The 17,182-nt window shown below is 71.0% G+C and carries 6 protein-coding genes; 5 read left to right on the top strand and 1 reads right to left on the bottom strand.

Annotated features, from left to right (window positions below):
- Positions 1-167 precede the first annotated feature (167 nt).
- The 5 genes from ABZ824_RS26395 to ABZ824_RS26375 all read left to right on the top strand — a co-directional run bounded on the left by ABZ824_RS26395 (position 168) and on the right by ABZ824_RS26375 (position 16,197).
- Complete coding sequence (locus ABZ824_RS26395) at positions 168-1,520, top strand: glycosyltransferase (RefSeq protein ID WP_356965994.1); 1,353 nt, start codon at positions 168-170, stop codon at positions 1,518-1,520.
- Positions 1,521-1,608: 88 nt separating this feature from the next.
- Positions 1,609-11,592, top strand: a complete 9,984-nt coding sequence (locus ABZ824_RS26390) for an HAD-IIIC family phosphatase (RefSeq protein ID WP_356965992.1) — start codon at positions 1,609-1,611, stop codon at positions 11,590-11,592.
- A 23-nt stretch (positions 11,593-11,615) separates the two neighbouring features.
- Positions 11,616-13,865 carry a thioester reductase domain-containing protein gene (locus ABZ824_RS26385; protein ID WP_356965990.1) on the top strand — a complete coding sequence of 750 codons (2,250 nt, stop codon included), beginning with the start codon at positions 11,616-11,618 and terminating at the stop codon, positions 13,863-13,865.
- A complete protein-coding gene (locus tag ABZ824_RS26380; protein ID WP_356965988.1) occupies positions 13,865-14,956 on the top strand; it encodes an esterase in 1,092 nt (363 codons plus the stop codon). The genes ABZ824_RS26385 and ABZ824_RS26380 overlap by 1 nt, the downstream gene beginning before the upstream one ends.
- Positions 14,953-16,197: a glycosyltransferase gene (locus ABZ824_RS26375; protein ID WP_356965986.1), complete on the top strand. Its 1,245-nt coding sequence runs from the start codon at positions 14,953-14,955 to the stop codon at positions 16,195-16,197. Before ABZ824_RS26380 ends, ABZ824_RS26375 begins: the two co-directional genes overlap by 4 nt.
- Here the strand turns inward: ABZ824_RS26375 and ABZ824_RS26370 are convergent.
- Positions 16,180-17,178, bottom strand: coding sequence for a Gfo/Idh/MocA family oxidoreductase (locus tag ABZ824_RS26370; RefSeq protein ID WP_356965984.1), 999 nt, complete (start codon positions 17,176-17,178; stop codon positions 16,180-16,182). The genes ABZ824_RS26375 and ABZ824_RS26370 overlap by 18 nt on opposite strands.
- Positions 17,179-17,182 lie beyond the last annotated feature (4 nt).

Genomic DNA, 17,182 nt, shown 5'->3' with positions numbered 1-17,182 from the left:
GCCGGGTTCGGCGCGGTCCGTCGGCTCATCGTTCGAACGAAAGGACCAACTCTCGATTCTGCAGACAGGCAATCGGCCCGTTGAGAACGGCGGGGGGCCGAGTACCGTTCCGAACTCTGTCGAGCGAGCGGGACGTCCGCGGGAGGCGGACCCCGACAACGAACCAGATGTCGGCCGATTCGTGGGATTCGGCCGGACGAGCCAGTGCACGAGCGGAAGTCGATAGTATGCGTGTGGCCTTGTTGCCCGCAGGTACCCGGGGCGATCATCAACCATATCTCGCGTTGGCGCAGGAATTTCGCGCCCGCGGTCACGAGGTGGACATCACCGCCACCCGCAATCAAGCGCAGATCGTGCGCAACGCGGGCTTCGAACCCCATGTGATCCCCTTCGACGCCGCGGAACTGCTCGAGACGACCGCGGCCAAGCGGGCGCTGGCCTCCGGCAAGACGCTGCCGTTCGTGCGCATCATGCTCGACACGGTGCGGATCATCGAAGGTGAGCGCGGTGTCGCGATGCACGAGGTACTCCTGCGCGCCTGCACGTCCGCGGACGTCGTCGTCGCCTGCGCGTCGACGCTGCCGTGGGCGATGGAGTTCCGCGAGAAGACCGGGACGCCGGTACTGGGCTGCCTGCCCTATCCGCTCGAACGCACCGATGAGTTCCCGTCGTCGTTCATGGCGAAGAACATGACCTCGTCGCGCCCGCTGTCACGGGCGAGCTACAGCCTGTTCGAATGGTCCTATACGTTCCTGTATCGCAAGGTCGACCGGCAATTGCGCCGTCACATGGGCCTGCCCGGCAGACCGCGCAATCCTTTCCGGCGCCTGCGTGCGGAGCGGATACCGCTGGTCCACATGGTGAGCCCGGTGCTGTTGCCCAAGCCGCACGATTGGCCGGACCGCGCGACGATCGTGGGCGCTTCCGTTCTGCCGCAGCCGCTGCGTGACGCCTGGGGCGAAGCGGTCATCGGTCCGGAGCTCGACGCGTGGCTGGACGAAGGGTCACCGCCCATCTATTTCTGCATGACCGGAATGCCCGTGCTGGATCCGGTGGAATGCCGCGAGATGATCGCGACGGTCTGCGCGCGCTTGGGCGCGCGGGCACTCGTCACGGTGAAAGGCGAGGGTTTCCCGAAAGGGTTCAGCGCCGACCGCAGCCTGCTGATCATCGATTCGTTCGACTACGACCGCGTCCTGCCGCGGTGCGCCGCGGTGGTGCACCACGGCGGCAGCGGCAACACCCATGACGTGGTGCGAGCGGGGATCCCGGCCGTGGTGATCCCGGTGCACAGCGATCAATTCTTCTACGGCTGGCGCATCGCCGCGCTCGGCATCGGAGCGACCTTCCCGTATCGCACGATCACCACCGATCGTCTGCATCGCGCGTTGGCGCAGGTCTTGACGCCCCAGGTGCGGCAGCGAGCGGCAGAGGTCGGCCACACGGCCGCGAAGGAGAACGGCGTGCCCGCGGCGGTCGACGCCGTCGAGAAACTCGCCGCCGCGACACCCCGACCATGAGCTGCCGGTCGGCCGCCGCGGACCGATCGCGGCGGCGACCGGCGAGCGCACGACAACCGTGACCGTCGAGTTCCGAAGGTTGTACCGCATGACCGATTACCGTTCGTTCCTCGATATCCTGCTCACCCGCGGCGAGACCGTGCCCGCCGCGACCGCGTACCGCTTCTTGCGCACCGGCGACGCCGACGGCCCCATCGACGACATCACCTATGCCGGGGTGTCTGCCCGGGCGCGGGCGATCGCCGCCGCGTTGCAGGATCGCGGCATCCGCCGGGCTCTGCTGCTGTACCCGTCCGGATTGGATTTCATCACAAGCTTTTTCGGCTGTCTGGCCGCGAACGTCGTCGCAGTGCCCGCCCCGCTGCCGCAGTTGGACTCCCGCTCCCTGCGGCGGTTGCGGCACCTGGTCGCCGATGCCGGCGTGGACGCGGTGCTCACCACCGCCCAGGTCCGCGCCGACGCCACCGCGCCGATCGAGCACCTGCCCGAACTGGGCGAGCCGGCCTGGCTGGCGACCGACGAGATCCCCGACGACGCGGCGGCCTCGTGGCGCAGGCCCGCCGTCGGGCCGGACTCGGTCGCCTTCCTGCAGTACACCTCGGGTTCGACGAGCGCGCCGCGCGGCGTGGTGGTCACCCACGCGAACCTGCTGCACAACGAACGCGCCATCGCCACGGCACTGGGCCATACGCCGGATCTGCTGGCTTCGCTCACCGACGCGCTGTTCGTCAGCTGGCTGCCGATGTATCACGATATGGGGCTCATCGCCCCGGTGTTGCAGACGATGTTCGTCGGCGCGAACGCGGTGCTGTTGTCGCCCAAGGATTTTCTGCAGCGCCCCGAGCGCTGGCCGCAAGCGGTCTCCGCGTTCGGCGCGCACACCAGCGGCGGCCCCAATTTCGGCTACGAGCTGTGCCTGCGCCGCATGACTTCCGAACAGATCGACCGCCTCGACTTGAGCTGCTGGAGAGTGGCGTTCAACGGTGCGGAGACGGTGCGTCCGGCCACGGTGCGCCGGTTCGCCGACACCTTCGCGAGTACGGGATTCCGGGCGGAGTCGTTCCAGCCGGTCTACGGCTTGGCCGAGGCCACGCTCATCGTCAGCGCCGCGCGGCTCGGCGCGCCGCCGACGGTGATCCTGCCGCCGGGCCGATCCGAGCTGGTCGGTGTGGGGCGCCCGGCCGAAGGGCTGTCGATCGTCATCGTGGATCCCGACCGGCACACCGCGTGCGCCGACGGCGTCGAGGGCGAGATCTGGGTGACCGGAACCAGTGTCGCCGCGGGGTATCTGGGCAACGAGACGGCTACCGCCGAGACCTTCCATGCCGGGTTGGACGATGACGATCGCGCTTTCCTGCGCACCGGCGATCTCGGATTCTTCTCCGGCGGTGAGCTGTTCGTCACGGGCCGGCGCAAAGATGTGCTGATCATCGACGGCAAGAACCACTATCCGCAGGACTTGGAGTCGACGGTCGAGTCCGCGCACGAGGCCGTCCGCCCGGGGTGCGTCGCGGCGTTCTCGGTGGACGGGGGCATCGACGGAGAGCTGCCCGTGGTGGTCGCCGAAGTGCGCACCGAGGATCCCGCCGAGCTCGCCGACGCCGAAGCAGCGATCCGCGCGGCGATCGGCGCGGAACACGCGCTGACGCTGCGATCGGTGGTCCTGATCCGGCCCGGCGCCCTGCTCAAGACCAGCAGCGGCAAAGTTCAGCGACAAGCCTGCCGCGCGGCGTATCTCGACGACGAGTTCGCGCCGGTGTCGCCTGTCCGCGGCGAACTCGACGAGGTCGGTGCACCGCCGGGCGCACCGCGAGGCGAGGCGCTCGGCGCCGAGGAGATGCGGAGCTGGCTGGTGGAGATCATCGCCCGGCTGGCCTACCTCGATCCGGCGCGCATCGACGTGCATCGGCCGCTGGTCGAATTCGGTCTCGGCTCAGCGGATCTGGTGGAGCTCGTCGTGGAGCTCTCCGACCGGGTCGGGCGGAGTCTGGACACGAACCTGTTCTTCGAGCACCCGACCATCGCGCAAGTCGTGGCGGCGCTGCACCATACCGCAACCGAGGACGCGCCCGTTCCGCAGCAGGAGCGCAGCGACGACGCCATCGCGATCATCGCGATGGCGTGCCGGTTTCCCGGCGGCGCCGACGATCCGGAAGCGCTGTGGCGCCTGCTGGACGACGGACGCGACGGTCTGTCGGAGGTGCCGCCCGGACGCTGGAGCGTCGACGGGCTCTACGACCCGGATCCGGCGGCGGAAGGCAAGGCCTACACCTTCCGCGGCGGCTACCTCACCCAGGTCGACCAGTTCGACGCCGCGTTCTTCGGCATCGGCCCGCGCGAGGCGGCGGTGATGGACCCGCAGCAGCGGCTCATGCTGGAGCTGAGCTGGGAGGCGATCGAACGGTCCGGCCGTGACCCCAGACAGCTGCAGGGCAGCACGACCGGGGTGTACTTCGGGGTGTACAGCACCGGTTATCTCGCCGACCCCGCTCCGAGCCAGTTGAACGGGCAGGTCGGCACCGGGCTCTCCCCGAGTGTGGCCTCCGGGCGGGTCGCGTACACGCTGGGTTTCCACGGACCCGCCGTCACCCTCGACACGGCCTGTTCCTCATCGATCGTCGCCATGCATCTGGCCGCGCAGGCGCTGCGCGCGGGCGAATGCGATCTGGCCCTGGCCGGCGGCGCGACGCTGCTGATGGGACCGACCGCGCACGTGGAGCTGTGCAAACTCGGTGTGCTGTCGCCGTCGGGACAGTGCGCGCCGTTCTCGGCGGGCGCGGACGGCACGGTGTGGGCCGAGGGCGCCGGTCTGGTGCTGCTGAAGCGGCTCGACGACGCCCGGCGCGACGGCGACCGGGTGCTGGCCGTGGTCCGCGGCTCCGCGGTCAACCAGGACGGGCGCAGCCAAGGTATCAGCGCGCCCAACGGATTCGCGCAGGAGCAGGTCATCAAGGCGGCGTTGCGCGCCGCCGGGCTGAGGCCCGCGGATCTGGACTACGTGGAGGCGCACGGCACCGGCACCGCCCTCGGCGATCCGATCGAAGCACGCGCCTTGGCGCGCGTCTTCGGTCCCGACCGGGAGCCCGAACGCCCGCTCGGCGTGGGTTCGCTGAAATCCAGTGTGGGTCATACCCAAGCGGCGGCCGGCATCGGCGGCGTCGTCAAACTGGTACTCGGGCTGCAACACGAGCGGATACCGGGGATGGCCCATGACGGACCGCCGACGCCGCAGATCGATTGGGACGGTAGCGGTTTGGCCGTGCGGACCGATTCGGCGCCGTGGCCGAGAGGCGACCGGCCCCGCCGCGCCGGAGTGAGCGCGTTCGGGCTCAGCGGCACCAACGCCCACCTGATTCTCGAAGAAGCGCCCGCCGTCGACGACGAGTCCGGCCCGTTCGACGACGAGCCGGGCGATCGCGGGATCGCGCTGCTGCCGATCTCGGCACGCAACCGGGTCTCGCTGCACGGTCAAGCCCGACGCCTGCTCGATCACCTCACCGAAGATCCCACACTCGATCCCGCACCCGTGTCCCGCTCGCTGGCTCTGCAACGCACGCCGTTCGAATGGCGGGCCGTCGTCGTGGCGGGCGAGCGGGGCGAAATGCTCTCCGCCCTCGCCGATCTGGTCGAGCACCGAGCGGTACCGGATGTGGTCGTGGGCGCGGACGCGGCGCTCACCGCGGGCAAGACGGCATTCGTCTTCCCCGGGCAGGGCGTGCAGTGGGCCGGGATGGCACGTGACATGCTGGCTCGCTCCGAAGTGTTCCGCGCCGAGTTCGCGCGCTGCGACGAAGCGTTCCGGCACCGCACCGGATGGTCGCTGGCGACCGCGCTGTTCGGTCTCACCGCGGCGCAACTGGGCGACTTCACCCTCGTGCAACCGCTGCTGTTCGCCACGATGGCGGCGCTGGCGGCCACCTGGCGGGACGCGGGCGTCATACCGGATGCCGTGATCGGCCACAGCCAGGGCGAGATCGCCGCGGCCTACGTCTCCGGTGCGCTGAGCCTCGACGAAGCCGCCCACGTCGTCGTGACACGCAGCCGCCTGATGGCCGGCATCACCGAGCAGGGCGCGATGGCGATGATCGGCCTGCCCGCACAGCGACTCGAAGAACGGCTGGCGTCGGACACAGCGGTATCGATCGCGGCGATCAACATCCCCCGCTCCACGGTCGTGGCGGGAGCGCGCGAGGCGGTCGAGGCGCTCGTGCGCGAGCTGGAGGACGAACAGGTCGACGTGCGGATGCTGGCCGCGGGACCCGCGCTGGCCGGGCATTCCGCTCTGCTGGAGCCCATCCGGCGGCAACTGCTCGACGAACTCGCCGGGGCGGCCGCCGCCGCGCCGGTCGTTCCCTGGTACTCCACGGTGCTGGGCGGGCGGATGACCGACCCCGCCGACAGCGACTACTGGTACCGCAATGCGCGGGAACCGGTCCGGTTCGCGAGCACGATCGAGCGGATGATCGGCGACGGATACCGGTATTTCGTCGAACTCGGCGTGCATCCACTGCTGACCACGGCGGTGCGAGCCGTCGCGGAGGACACCGGTCAGGAGGTCGTCGCGGTCGGCTCGCTGGTGCGTGACCAGGACGGTCCGCGCAGCCTGGCCCGCGCCCAGGCCGCGCTGTGGGTGGCCGGCCACGACCTCGACTGGACCCGCCTCACGCCCGCGCACGGCCGCGTCGACCTGCCGACCTATGCTTTCGACCGGCGGCGGTTCTGGACCGAATCGGTGTCCGAGGACGCCGCGGCGCTGGGATTGCGGTCCGCGAGCCATCCTTTCGTGGGCGCTGTTGTGCCGCAACCGGATTCCGGTGGCGTGACGCTGACCGGCCGGATCTCCCTGCGGACCCATCCGTGGCTGGCCGAACATGCCGCGCCCGCCGCGGTCGTCCTGCCCGGCACCGCTCTGGTCGAACTGGCGATCCGCGCCGGTGACGAGGTGGACACCGGAAACGTGCGCGAACTCGTGCTGCACGCCCCGGTGGTGCTCACCGAGGAGGCCGCGGTGCAGATCCAGGTGGTGGTCGCCGACGCCGACGCCGACGGTTGCCGACCCGTCTCGATCCACTCGCGACTCGAACGCGATCTCGACACCTCGTGGACATTGCACGCCCGCGGGATTCTGGCGGCGACGGACGAGACCGATTCCGGCGGCCTCGATGCCGACCGGTGGCCTCCGGCCGGGGCGACGGCCGTCGACGTCGAGGACATGTACGCGCGACTGTCCGATCGCGGGCACCGCTACGGGCCGCTGTTCCGGTCGGTGCGCGCGGCGTGGCGGCGCGGCGGGGACGTCTTCGCCGACGTGGCGCTCCCGGAGCACGCCCACGGCGATGCCGCACGCTTCGAGATCCATCCCGCGTTGCTCGACTCCGCGCTGCACGCGGCGCTGCTGCTGGGCGCGGACGAGAGTGGTTCGGCGCTGCTGCCGTTCGCCTGGACCGGCGTGCGCTTGCATGCCTCCGGCGCGACGGCGTTGCGGGTCCGGATCTCGCGCGACGACTCCGGCGGGGTGCGGGTCATGGCCGAGGATCACACCGGACAACCGCTCGTGTCGATACGGTCGCTGCTCCTTCGGCCCGCACCCGAGGCGCAGCTGCTCGACAGCGCGTTGTCCGCCGCGCACCGCACCTTGTTCCGGCCGGAGTGGGCGGCGCTTCCGACGCCGATGACGCCGCGGCCGGTCACCGCCGTCGCCTGGTCGCGGCTCGGTCCGCACGAGCCCGCGCCGGACGCGGTGATCATCGAAGCCGCTCGAGGCGATTCGATCGATACGGTGCACACGGCGGTGCGGCACGCGCTCGCAGGCCTGCAGGCGGCACTGGACGATCCGCGACTCGCGGCGGCGACCATCGTGGTACGCACCCGCGGGGCGATGGCGCTGCCCGGCGAGGACATCGAAAACACCGCGGGAGCGGCGGTCTGGGGCCTGGCCCGCACAGCGCAGTCGGAGAACCCCGACCGCATCGTGCTGGTCGACAGTGATGACGCCGAGGTCGACGTCGCGACGGTGCTCGCCTCCGGCGCGGCACAGGCGCTGGTGCGTGACGGCGTCCTGTTCGCGCCGCGTCTGGTGCGTCCTCCGGTGTCCGGTGGTGCCGCCCCCGATTTCGGCGACGGTTTCGTACTCGTCACCGGAGCGCCGGGGCGGCTCGGCTCGCTGCTGGCGCGGCATCTGGTGCGGGCGCACGGGGTCACGAAGCTGTTGCTCGCCAGCCGCCGTGGCGCCGACGGCCCCGGCGCGGAGGACCTGCGCGCCGAGCTCACCGGCCTCGGCGCTGACGTGGTCTTCGCCCGCTGCGATGTGGCCGACCGTGCCGCGCTGGCCGAAATGCTGCGCGGACGCGCACTCAGCGGCGTCGTGCACGCCGCGATGGTGCTCGACGACGGCACGCTGGGCTCGCTGACGCCCGAACGTCTCGAAGCGGTGCTGCGGCCGAAGGTCGACGCGGCGTATCACCTGCACGAGCTGACCTCGGGCATGGACCTGTCGTGCTTCGTGCTGTTCTCCTCGGTCGCGGGCCTTCTCGGCAATCCCGGGCAGGCGAACTACGCCGCCGCCAACGCCTACCTCGATGCCCTCGCCACCCATCGCGTCGCCCGAGGCCTGCCCGCGCAGTCGCTGGCGTGGGGTCCGTGGAGCCTGGACATGCACGAGGTGATGGCGGCGGCCGACATCCGGCGCATGGAACGCTCCGGCGTGCGCCCGCTCGTCGCGCGTGACGGCTTGGCCGCCTTCGACGCGGCGTTGCGACGGAACGAGCCGGTGCTGGCGCCGCTGCGGATCGATGCCGACGCGATGCGGCGCGCACCGTATGTTCCGCTGCTGCTGCGCGGGGCGATCCGTCCGCCCTCGCGCCGAACGGTCGTGCACCGCGACGCCGCCGACCCGTCGGTGCGGTCCCGGTTCGCCGAGCGGCTGCGTGGATTGCCGCCCGCCGAGGCGACCGCGATCGCGATCGACGTGGTGGCGCGCCGGGCCGCCGACGTGCTCGGGCACTCCGGTGCGGAGGCCATTACGGCGGACCGGTCGTTCCAGGGGCTGGGCATGGACTCGCTGATGGCGGTGGAACTGCGCAACCGGTTGCGCGACGACACCGGCATCCTGGTGCCGCTGAGCGAGATCTTCGCCGGTCGCAGTCCCGCCGCGCTGGCGGAATATCTCGTCGGCGAGGCGGCGCGCACGCAGGCGGGCGAGCCCGCCGCGCGCCCGGACGACCAGGACGTGCCCGAGGTCGTCACGCTGCCCGTCACCCGCGATCTGATGCGGCTGCTGCGCACGGCCCAGCAAGGCATTCCGAGCGTCGCGCAGACCGGCGGGCTGGCCATGCGCTTGCCCAGGACGGTGGAACACGCCGAACTGGACGCGATTCTCGACCGCCTGGCCGCGCGGCACGCGGCGTTGCGCACGGTGATCGTGCCCAGCGACGAGCACGGCACCCGGTTGCAGGTGCGGTCCCGACCGGGCGGGCCGCTGTTGCGCTCGTCGGCCGTCGATCGGCTCGATCACGCTGTCACGCGGGTCCGGTTCCGCGAGCTGATGCGCGAGCCGTTCGACTTGGCGGAGGGGCCGCTGTGGCGGTTCGAACTGCTGAGTTCCGGTTCCGGCGAGCAGGAGCTCGTCTTCGGAGCCCACCACGGTATGTGCGATGTCCAGTCGATGGTGCTGGTCGCCGGAGAGATCGGCGCCGAGTTGTCCGGCGCCCAATTCCCGGACACGCTGTCCAACAAGGACATGCACGATCTGCTCGCCGCCCAGGCGCCGCAGGCCGAGCCCGACGCCGAGTGGCGCGCGGAATTCGCCGGATGCCGCCGCCTCGAACTCACCCTCGCCCGGCCCAGGCCTGCCCAGCGCACCCATCGTGCGGGCGAGGTGCTGCTGGAGCTGCCCGCGGGGCTGCGCGAGCGGGCGGCGCGACGCGCTCGGGAGCTGGGTATCACGCCCGCGGCGTTGTTCCTCGGCACGCTGACAGTGCTGCTCGCCCGGCGGCAGGACACCGATCGTTTCGCGCTCGCCGTGCCGGTGGACACCCGCATCCACGCCGACGCGCCGACCGCGGTCGGCTACTTCGGTGTGCCCGTGCCGTATCCGGCGACCGTCGAGCCCGGCGAGTCGATCGACGACCTACTGCGCAGGACCGGCGACCGGCTGCGGCGCCTGCTGGTGCCGGGTGCGGGTTTCTCCGACGTGCTCGCCACGCTCGCCGCGGAGGGCCTGTATCGGGACAACGCGCCGCTGGTCGAGGTGTACTTCAACTATCTGCGGGCCGATGCGCCGGTGCACCGCGCCGACCTGATTCCGGTGGGCACCGGATACTCCGATCTCGACCTCATGGTGGCGGTGCTCGCCGGAGCGGACCGCATCTGGTTCACCTACAACGCCGACATCATCGATGACGCGAGCTGCACCCGGCTCGGGCGCGACTACCTCGCGCTGCTCGAGGAGGTGGTGGAGCGTCCCGGGCTGCCGGTGCGCCCCGCGCGTCCGGAGGCGCCGCGCGGCGTCGCGTTCGCGGCCACGTTCGCGCTGGGCAAGTTGCCGGATCTGTATCGCGCGGCGGCACACGCTCACGGCATCGACGGTCCGACCGTGTTCGAGGCGCCGTACCACCACGTGCCGGCCGGGCTGCGCGACCCGTCCGGGGTCTTCGCCCAACCGTCGACCGCCCTGGGCATCGTGCTGTTGCGCGCGGCGGACCTGGAGCGATTCGGACCGCTCACCGACGACGATCTCGATGAACTTGCCGCACGGTATCCCGCCGCCGTCCGGGAGGCGGCCGAACGCGCGCGCGTTCCGATCATCGTCGGCGTCCTCCCGTCGCCCGAACCCGATGGGCGACTGACGCGGTGGGACCGGCTGACCGCCGAGCGGCTACGGGAGATTCCCGGCGTCGCGGTTCTCACCGAAACCGACTGGACTCGCGACCACCGGGTGGCGCATCGCTTCGACGCGCAGACCGACGCGCTGGCACACCTGCCGTTCACCGAGGAGTTCCAGGCGGCGGTGGCGCTGACGCTCGCCGCCGTCTCCCGCACGGCCCTGTTGCCCGCGCCGAAGGTCATCGCCGTGGACGGCGACGACACACTGTGGAGTGGCGTGGTGGGTGAGATCGGCCCCGCGGCGGTCACTTTCGATCCGCCGCGGCGCACGCTGGCGCGGCGGTTGCGGCAATGGCGCGCCGCGGGCACGCTGCTGGTGCTGATCAGCAACAACGACGAGGACTCCGTCCAGGCGGTGCTGGACCGCCCGGACAGTCCGCTGCGCGCCACCGATTTCACCCTCGTCCGCACCGGGTGGGACAGCAAGACCGACCGGCTCGAGGCGGCGGCGCGAACGTTGGGCCTCGCGCTGGAGGACGTGGTCTATCTGGACGACAACCCGGTGGAGATCGCGAAGATGCGTTCCCGCCTGCCGGAAGTGCTCGCGCTGACCTGTCCCCCGATCGAGGAGCTGACCGCGTTCCTGACCCGGTTGTGGCCGGTGACACCGGTGGCGGTGACCGCGGAGGACGCCGACCGTGCGGAGTTCTACCGGCACGAGCGCGAACGCGATTCGGCCAGGGAGCACGTCGATTTCGCGCAGTTCCTGGACCAACTGGATCTGGAGGTGACCGTCGAGCCGCTGTCGGACCACGGCTTGACGCGTGCGGTCCAACTGGTCCGGCGCACCAGCCAATTCGCGCTGGGCTCGAGCACCGACCAGGATGTCGACCGCTGGCGGGAGGACGGCGAGGTGTGGACCGCCGCGGCGCGCGACCGGTTCGGCGACTACGGGACGATCGCCGTGCTGGCGGTGCACACCGACGCGACCGCGCTGTGTGTGCGCGGATGGCATCTCAGCTGCCGAGCCCTCGGCCGCGGCGTCGAGGAACGCCTGCTCGGCTGGCTGGCCGACCGCGCGGCAGCGCTGGATCGCGCGACGGTGCGTATGACCGTGCACCGCACCGCGCGCAACGTGCCCGCCCGCCGGTTGGCCGCCGCGCTCGGCGGCGGCGACATCGACAGCGAACGAATCGAGGTCGACGTGCCGCTGGATCGCCTGCGCACGTTCCGATCCTGGGTGCGATGACCATGGCCGACAAGGAGTTTCCTGTGCGCAGTCCGAACGGCGGGTACCCGCCGCCCGCCGAGCGAACCGATCGGCGCGACCTCGCCGAGGCGATCGAACGCAGCGGCGGTCTCGACGTGTCCGCGTTGCTGGCCCGCGCGGGCGGCGACGTGGCCACCGCGACGGCGGCGATCGCGCGTCCCGGCGCGTGGGACACCGAGTCGCTCACGGCGGCGGTCATCCAGGTGGCCGACCGCTTCACCGTCGAACCTCTCGGGCCGGACACCGACTTCTTCGACGGCGGCGGAACATCCGTCGCCGCGGTGCAGTTCGTGGCGGCGCTCGCCAGGGAACTCGACGTCCACCTCGAGTTGGACGACGTGTTCGCCGACGCGCGGCCGCGCAGGCTGGCGCAGCGCTGGCTGGGCGCGCGAGCGGAAGCCACCGAACGCGAAACGCCGTCGCCGGTGGCGGATACCGTGGACGACGAACTCGCGCAGCTCATGGCCGACGTCGCCGGAGCCGACCGGCTGCCCTTCACCGACCCGCCGGAGCGGGCCGCGCCGCGCCGCGTTCTGCTCACCGGCGCCACCGGCTTCCTCGGCAGCCACCTGCTGCTGGACCTGTTGCGCGGCAGTGACGCCCACGTCGTCTGCCTCGTTCGCGCGCGCGACGACGCCGACGCCATGGACCGGCTGGCCGCCGCGTTGACGCGTTTCCTGCTGCCGTGGTCGCCGGAGGTGCGCAGGCGGGTGACAGTGCTGCCGGGCGACCTGCGCGAACCGAATCTCGGCCTCTCCGAGAAAGCGTGGGCCGAGCTGGCGGACGAGATCGACGCGATCGTCAACGTCGGCGCGGCGGTCGACTTCCTGCGTGGCTACCGGTCGCTGCGCCGCGGCAACGTGCTCGGCCCGCTGACCCTGGCCCGGCTGGCGGCAACCGGACGACCGAAACCGTTGCACCACGTCTCCTCCATCGCGGTGTTCAACGAGCTCGGCATCGCCTCGATGGGCGAGGACGATCCGGTGGCGAACATCGGCAAACTCGTGATCGGCTACGACCGGACGAAATGGGCGGCCGAGGCCGTCCTGCGGCGCGCCCGCGAACACGGACTGGTCGTCACGGTGCTGCGCCCCGGTGGAATCGGCGGGCACCGCGAGACCGGCGCGCACAATCCGCGCGACCTCAACAGCGGCATCATCGCGGCGCTGTCGCGGTTCGGCACCGTCCCCGCGCTGCGCAATCTCCATGTGGCCCCGGTCGATTGGGTGAGCAAGGTCGCGGCGGCGATCGTGTGCGCGCCGACGGCGTGGGGCCACAACTACCATCTCACCGGCACGCCGACCACGCTGGAGCAGATGCTGGGTGAATCGGCGGCGATCGGCATGGACATGCGGGTGCGGCACTGGGCCGCCTGGTGTGACGAGGTGGTCGAGCGGATCCGCACCGAGCCGGTCCCGGAGCTGGAATCGCTGGCGCAGGTGCTGGGCAGCCCTACCGCGCGTCATCCGCTGGAGACGATGGCGTCCGTTCCAGCCGCGACCGACGAACGCACCCGCGCCTTCCTGCGCGCGCACAACCTGCCCCAACCGGTCCGTTACGGCGCCCGGTCGCAACACAAAACGCTGGAGATGCTCGCGGGCACCGGCCTGGCACGGCTGCCACGGCCGGAGGACCCACCGTATCTGTGGTTCGCGGAGACCCTGGTGGGCACGATCGGGCCCGTCGACGCGGCGGCGGACACTTCCTGCACGCTCGACCTGCGGCTGTCCATCGCGAGCACCCACCAGCTGGTGGCCGGGCGCACGGTCGATGTCGGGGGCGAGCTGCGGTGCGCGCGTCTGCACGACGGCCCGCTCACGGTATCCGGTGTGGCGTCGGTGCGTCCGCACGACGGCATCCCGATGCGGCACGGACTGAAACACCCGCTGATGCACTACCGGCTGTCGCTGCGCGACGCCGATGGCGGGACGTGGTGGCTGTCGGGCTACAAATACGCCGAAGCGCGCCGCACGATCATCCGGCAGGCACGCACGTTGACCGTCGAACTCGGCCGGGAGGACCAACCGGCGAGCCTCGCGGGCGAGGTCGCGGTCCCCCTGCACACCTACCTGCACGATCAAATCGACGGCATCCAGGTGGATCCACGCCTGTCCGAACGCCAGCGGCGGACCGCGAAACTGTTGTGGCTGAGCTGGTTCGGATCCCAGCTCGGCAAGGGCCTACTGGAACCGGCGCTGCGCGTGGGCACCGAACTGCTGGATCTGCGCCGCAACGCGAAGGAGTCGCGCTGATGCTCACCCCCACCCGGCCCGGAGCCGCACCGGTCGTGGAGGAGATCCCGTTCCGCACCGCCGACGGGACCCTGCTCGGCCTGCGGCGCGTGGTCGTCGACGATCCCGAGCGGCCCTCGGTTCTGTTGGTCCACGGCCACGGCGTGTCCTCGGAGATGTTCCTGCTGCCGGAGATCCGCACGATCGTCGACGCTCTCGTCGACGCCGGATACCAGCCGTGGCTGCTGGACTGGCGCGGCAGCTGTCGGCTGCCCTACAACGCCGCAGGCCCGCGTTTCAGCTTCGACGACGTGGCGCTCTACGACCTGCCGGGAGCCGTCGAGGAGATCCGCGGACGGATCGGCGACCGGCGGTTGTTCGTGGTCGCGCATTGCGTCGGCGCCCTGGCGCTGTCGATGAGCATGGCCGCGGGACTGATGCCCGGCCTCGCCGGAGTCGTCGCCCAAGGGGTTTTCCTCACTCCGAAAGTGAGCGCCGCGGTGCGGATGCGCGTGCTCGTCGGCGGCGAACTGCTCGGCTCCCGCGTCCATCACCTCGAGTCCGATTTCCGCAAAGTCGGGCTGTGGTCGCGGAAAACGCTTTTGTACGCGCTGCTCACCCGGAAAGGGGAATGCACAGACCCCACCTGCCGGATGGTCCACGGCGGCTGGGGCATGGGTGCCGAGCTGTTCGTCCACGACCATCTCGATCCGCGCACCCACGACCGCTTGGCGCAACTGTTCGGGCCGGTCCCGGTGCATGTGCTGCCGCAGTTGCGGCGGATGGAGCTGGCGCATGCGGTGCAGCGCTGGAACGACAACGACGACCGCTACCGCGTGCTACCGGAGAACGCGCTGGACCACGCCGACCGGATCGATTGCCCGGTCCTGCTGTTGTCGGGCAGCCGCAACGAAGTCTGGCTCGACTCCAACAAGCTGTGCCACGACGTGCTCACCGCCCGGCACCCCGGGCTGGACGTCCGCTACCTCGAGATCCCTTCCTACGGCCATCTCGACACCTTCCTCGGACGCGGCTCCGCACTCGACGTGTACGGGCACATCCTCGAATTCCTCGACGGCTGCTCCACACCCCGGACGCGGGATACGGCGTGAGCGAGCCACCGGGCGACGGACGTTCGCTGCGCATCGCGATGTTCGCGGATTTCCACCCCGCCACCCTCGGCGGCATCCAGACGTCGATGCGCGCACAACGCGCGGCGCTGGAACGGCTCGGGCATCGCGTCACCGTGTTCACCATTCCCCCGCCGGAGCCCACACCGCCGGACTCCGGGATCGTCGTTCTCACGACCACGGGCGGAATGAGCGTGAACGGGTATCCGGTAGCGCTGCCGACCCGCAGGAACGCGCGCCTCATCGACACGGTCTTCGCCGAGCGCGGTTTCGACGTGGTACACGCGCAGACCACCTACGGCGCGGGCATCGCCGGATTGCGCGCCGCGCGCAGGCACGGACTTCCCGTCGTCCAGTCCATGCACAGCCGCGACGATTCCTTCATCGAACGCAATTCGCCGTTTCCCTACCTCGCCGCCCTCACCATGCGCGTGCTGCACGGCGGGTTCGTCGGCTTGCGCAAGGAGCTGCCGCGCCTGCCGGAAAGCCGAACGGCGCGGCACGCCTGGCGGCCGCTCGTCGCGCAGGCACAGGCCGCTGACCACGTCGTGGTGCCGACACGGCATTTCGCGCAGCGGTTGGCCGCTCACGGGGTGGATCGGCCGCTGCACGTGGTGTCCAACGGAGTCGACGACGATCTAGTGCGCGCCCTCCCGGAGCGTCCCCGCGACCGGGGTCAGCGGCTGCGCGTGCTGTGGTGCGGTCGCTTCTCCGCGGAGAAGCGACCGCTGGACGCCGTCGAGGCGGTGCGCCTGGCCGAGGGCTGCACCCTCGACATCTACGGTGCGGGAGCGCTGGAAACGCGCCTGCGCTCGGCCGTCGACCGGCCCGGCCTGCGTGAGCGAGTCCGGCTGCACGGCGAAGTGAGCCAGGCGGAGTGCCTTACGGCTATGCGCGCCAACGACGTGCTGCTGTTCCCGTCCGCGGGGTGCGACACGCAGGGCATGGTGCTGCTCGAAGCGGTCGCGGCCGGGATTCCGGTGCTGCACTGCGACCCCGACGTCACCGAAACCGTCCCCGAAGGCGGCGAATTCCGTGCGCGCGACGCCTCGACGGACGCGCTCGCCGAGGCGTTGCGCCTGCTGGCGCAGCAGCGGGACCGGCTCGACGCCATGCGCGAGGTGCTGGCGCGGCACGCGGATCGGACGCTGCAGTCCCGGTTCACCGAACGCCTGGTCGCGGTCTACACCGAGGCGATCGCCGCGTCAGGCCGGTTGCCGTAGCGGCAAACCCGCGGCCGCGTAGATCGCGTCGATGACCGTCATCGTCGCCACCGCGTCGTCCGGCGCGGTGAGTACCGGCTCGCCGTGCCGCACCGCCGCGACGAAGGCGTCGAGCTGATAGGCGTAGGTGCTGCGGCGCGAGACCTGCTCCGCGCGACTGCCGCGCTCCGAACGCACCGACAGCCTGCGCGGCAGCTGCGGCGCCACCGGATTGAGCAACCGCAGTTCACCGCGTTCGCCCACCACTCGCGCACCGATGCGCAGCACGTCCGACGACCACATCGAGCAACGCAGCCGTCCGGTGTGACCGGAAGGAAAGCGCAGCTCGGCGCTCATCGCGCGGTCGATGTCCTGGCCACGCAATTTCGCCGTCGCCGCGACGACATCCGGATTCTCGCCGCCGAAGACCCGCGCCATGTGGACCGCGTAGCAGCCCGCGTCCATCAGCGCCCCGCCTGCGAGGGTGTAGTCGTAGCGGATATCCGAGAACCGCGGCAGCGGAAAGCACATCGCGGTGTCCACCCGCACCAGCTCGCCGAGTTCGCCGGAGGCGATGATCTCCTCGGCCCGCCTGGTCATCGGGTGGTAGCGGTAGTGGAACGCCTCCATGACCACCCGGTCCGACGTCGCGGCCAGCGCCGCGATCTCCCGCGCCTCGGCGGCGTTGGCGGTGAACGGCTTCTCGCACAGCACATGCTTGCCCGCCGCGAGCGCCTCCTTGGTCCACCGGCCGTGCAGACCGTTGGGCAGCGGGTTGTAGACCGCGTCGATGTCGGGTGCGGCGATCAGTGCGGCGTAGCTGTCGAAGACCCGCGCGATGCCGTGCTTCCTGGCGAACGCACGTCCGCGTCCGGGCTCGCGGGCGGCCACGGCGGCGACCACCACGTCCGGGCTCGCCGCAGCGGGCCGCACGAGAGCCGCGGGCGCGATGCGTGCGGCGCCAAGGATGCCGATCCGCAGGGGCGGTCCGGGTTGCGTCATGGGC

Origin of the sequence: Nocardia sp. NPDC047038 (assembly GCF_040644075.1) — a bacterium.
Lineage (GTDB): Bacteria > Actinomycetota > Actinomycetes > Mycobacteriales > Mycobacteriaceae > Nocardia > Nocardia sichangensis.
Note: the sequence above shows the minus strand (reverse complement) of the source record. Positions and strands in the feature narration are given on the sequence as shown.

Bases quoted from the DNA above. Each gene is read 5' to 3' on its own strand.
- ABZ824_RS26380 (WP_356965988.1), top strand. From the start codon at position 13,865: ATGCTCACCCCCACCCGGCCCGGAGCCGCACCGGTCGTGGAGGAGATC.
- ABZ824_RS26395 (WP_356965994.1), top strand. From the start codon at position 168: ATGTCGGCCGATTCGTGGGATTCGGCCGGACGAGCCAGTGCACGAGCG.
- ABZ824_RS26370 (WP_356965984.1), bottom strand. From the start codon at position 17,178: ATGACGCAACCCGGACCGCCCCTGCGGATCGGCATCCTTGGCGCCGCA.
- ABZ824_RS26390 (WP_356965992.1), top strand. From the start codon at position 1,609: ATGACCGATTACCGTTCGTTCCTCGATATCCTGCTCACCCGCGGCGAG.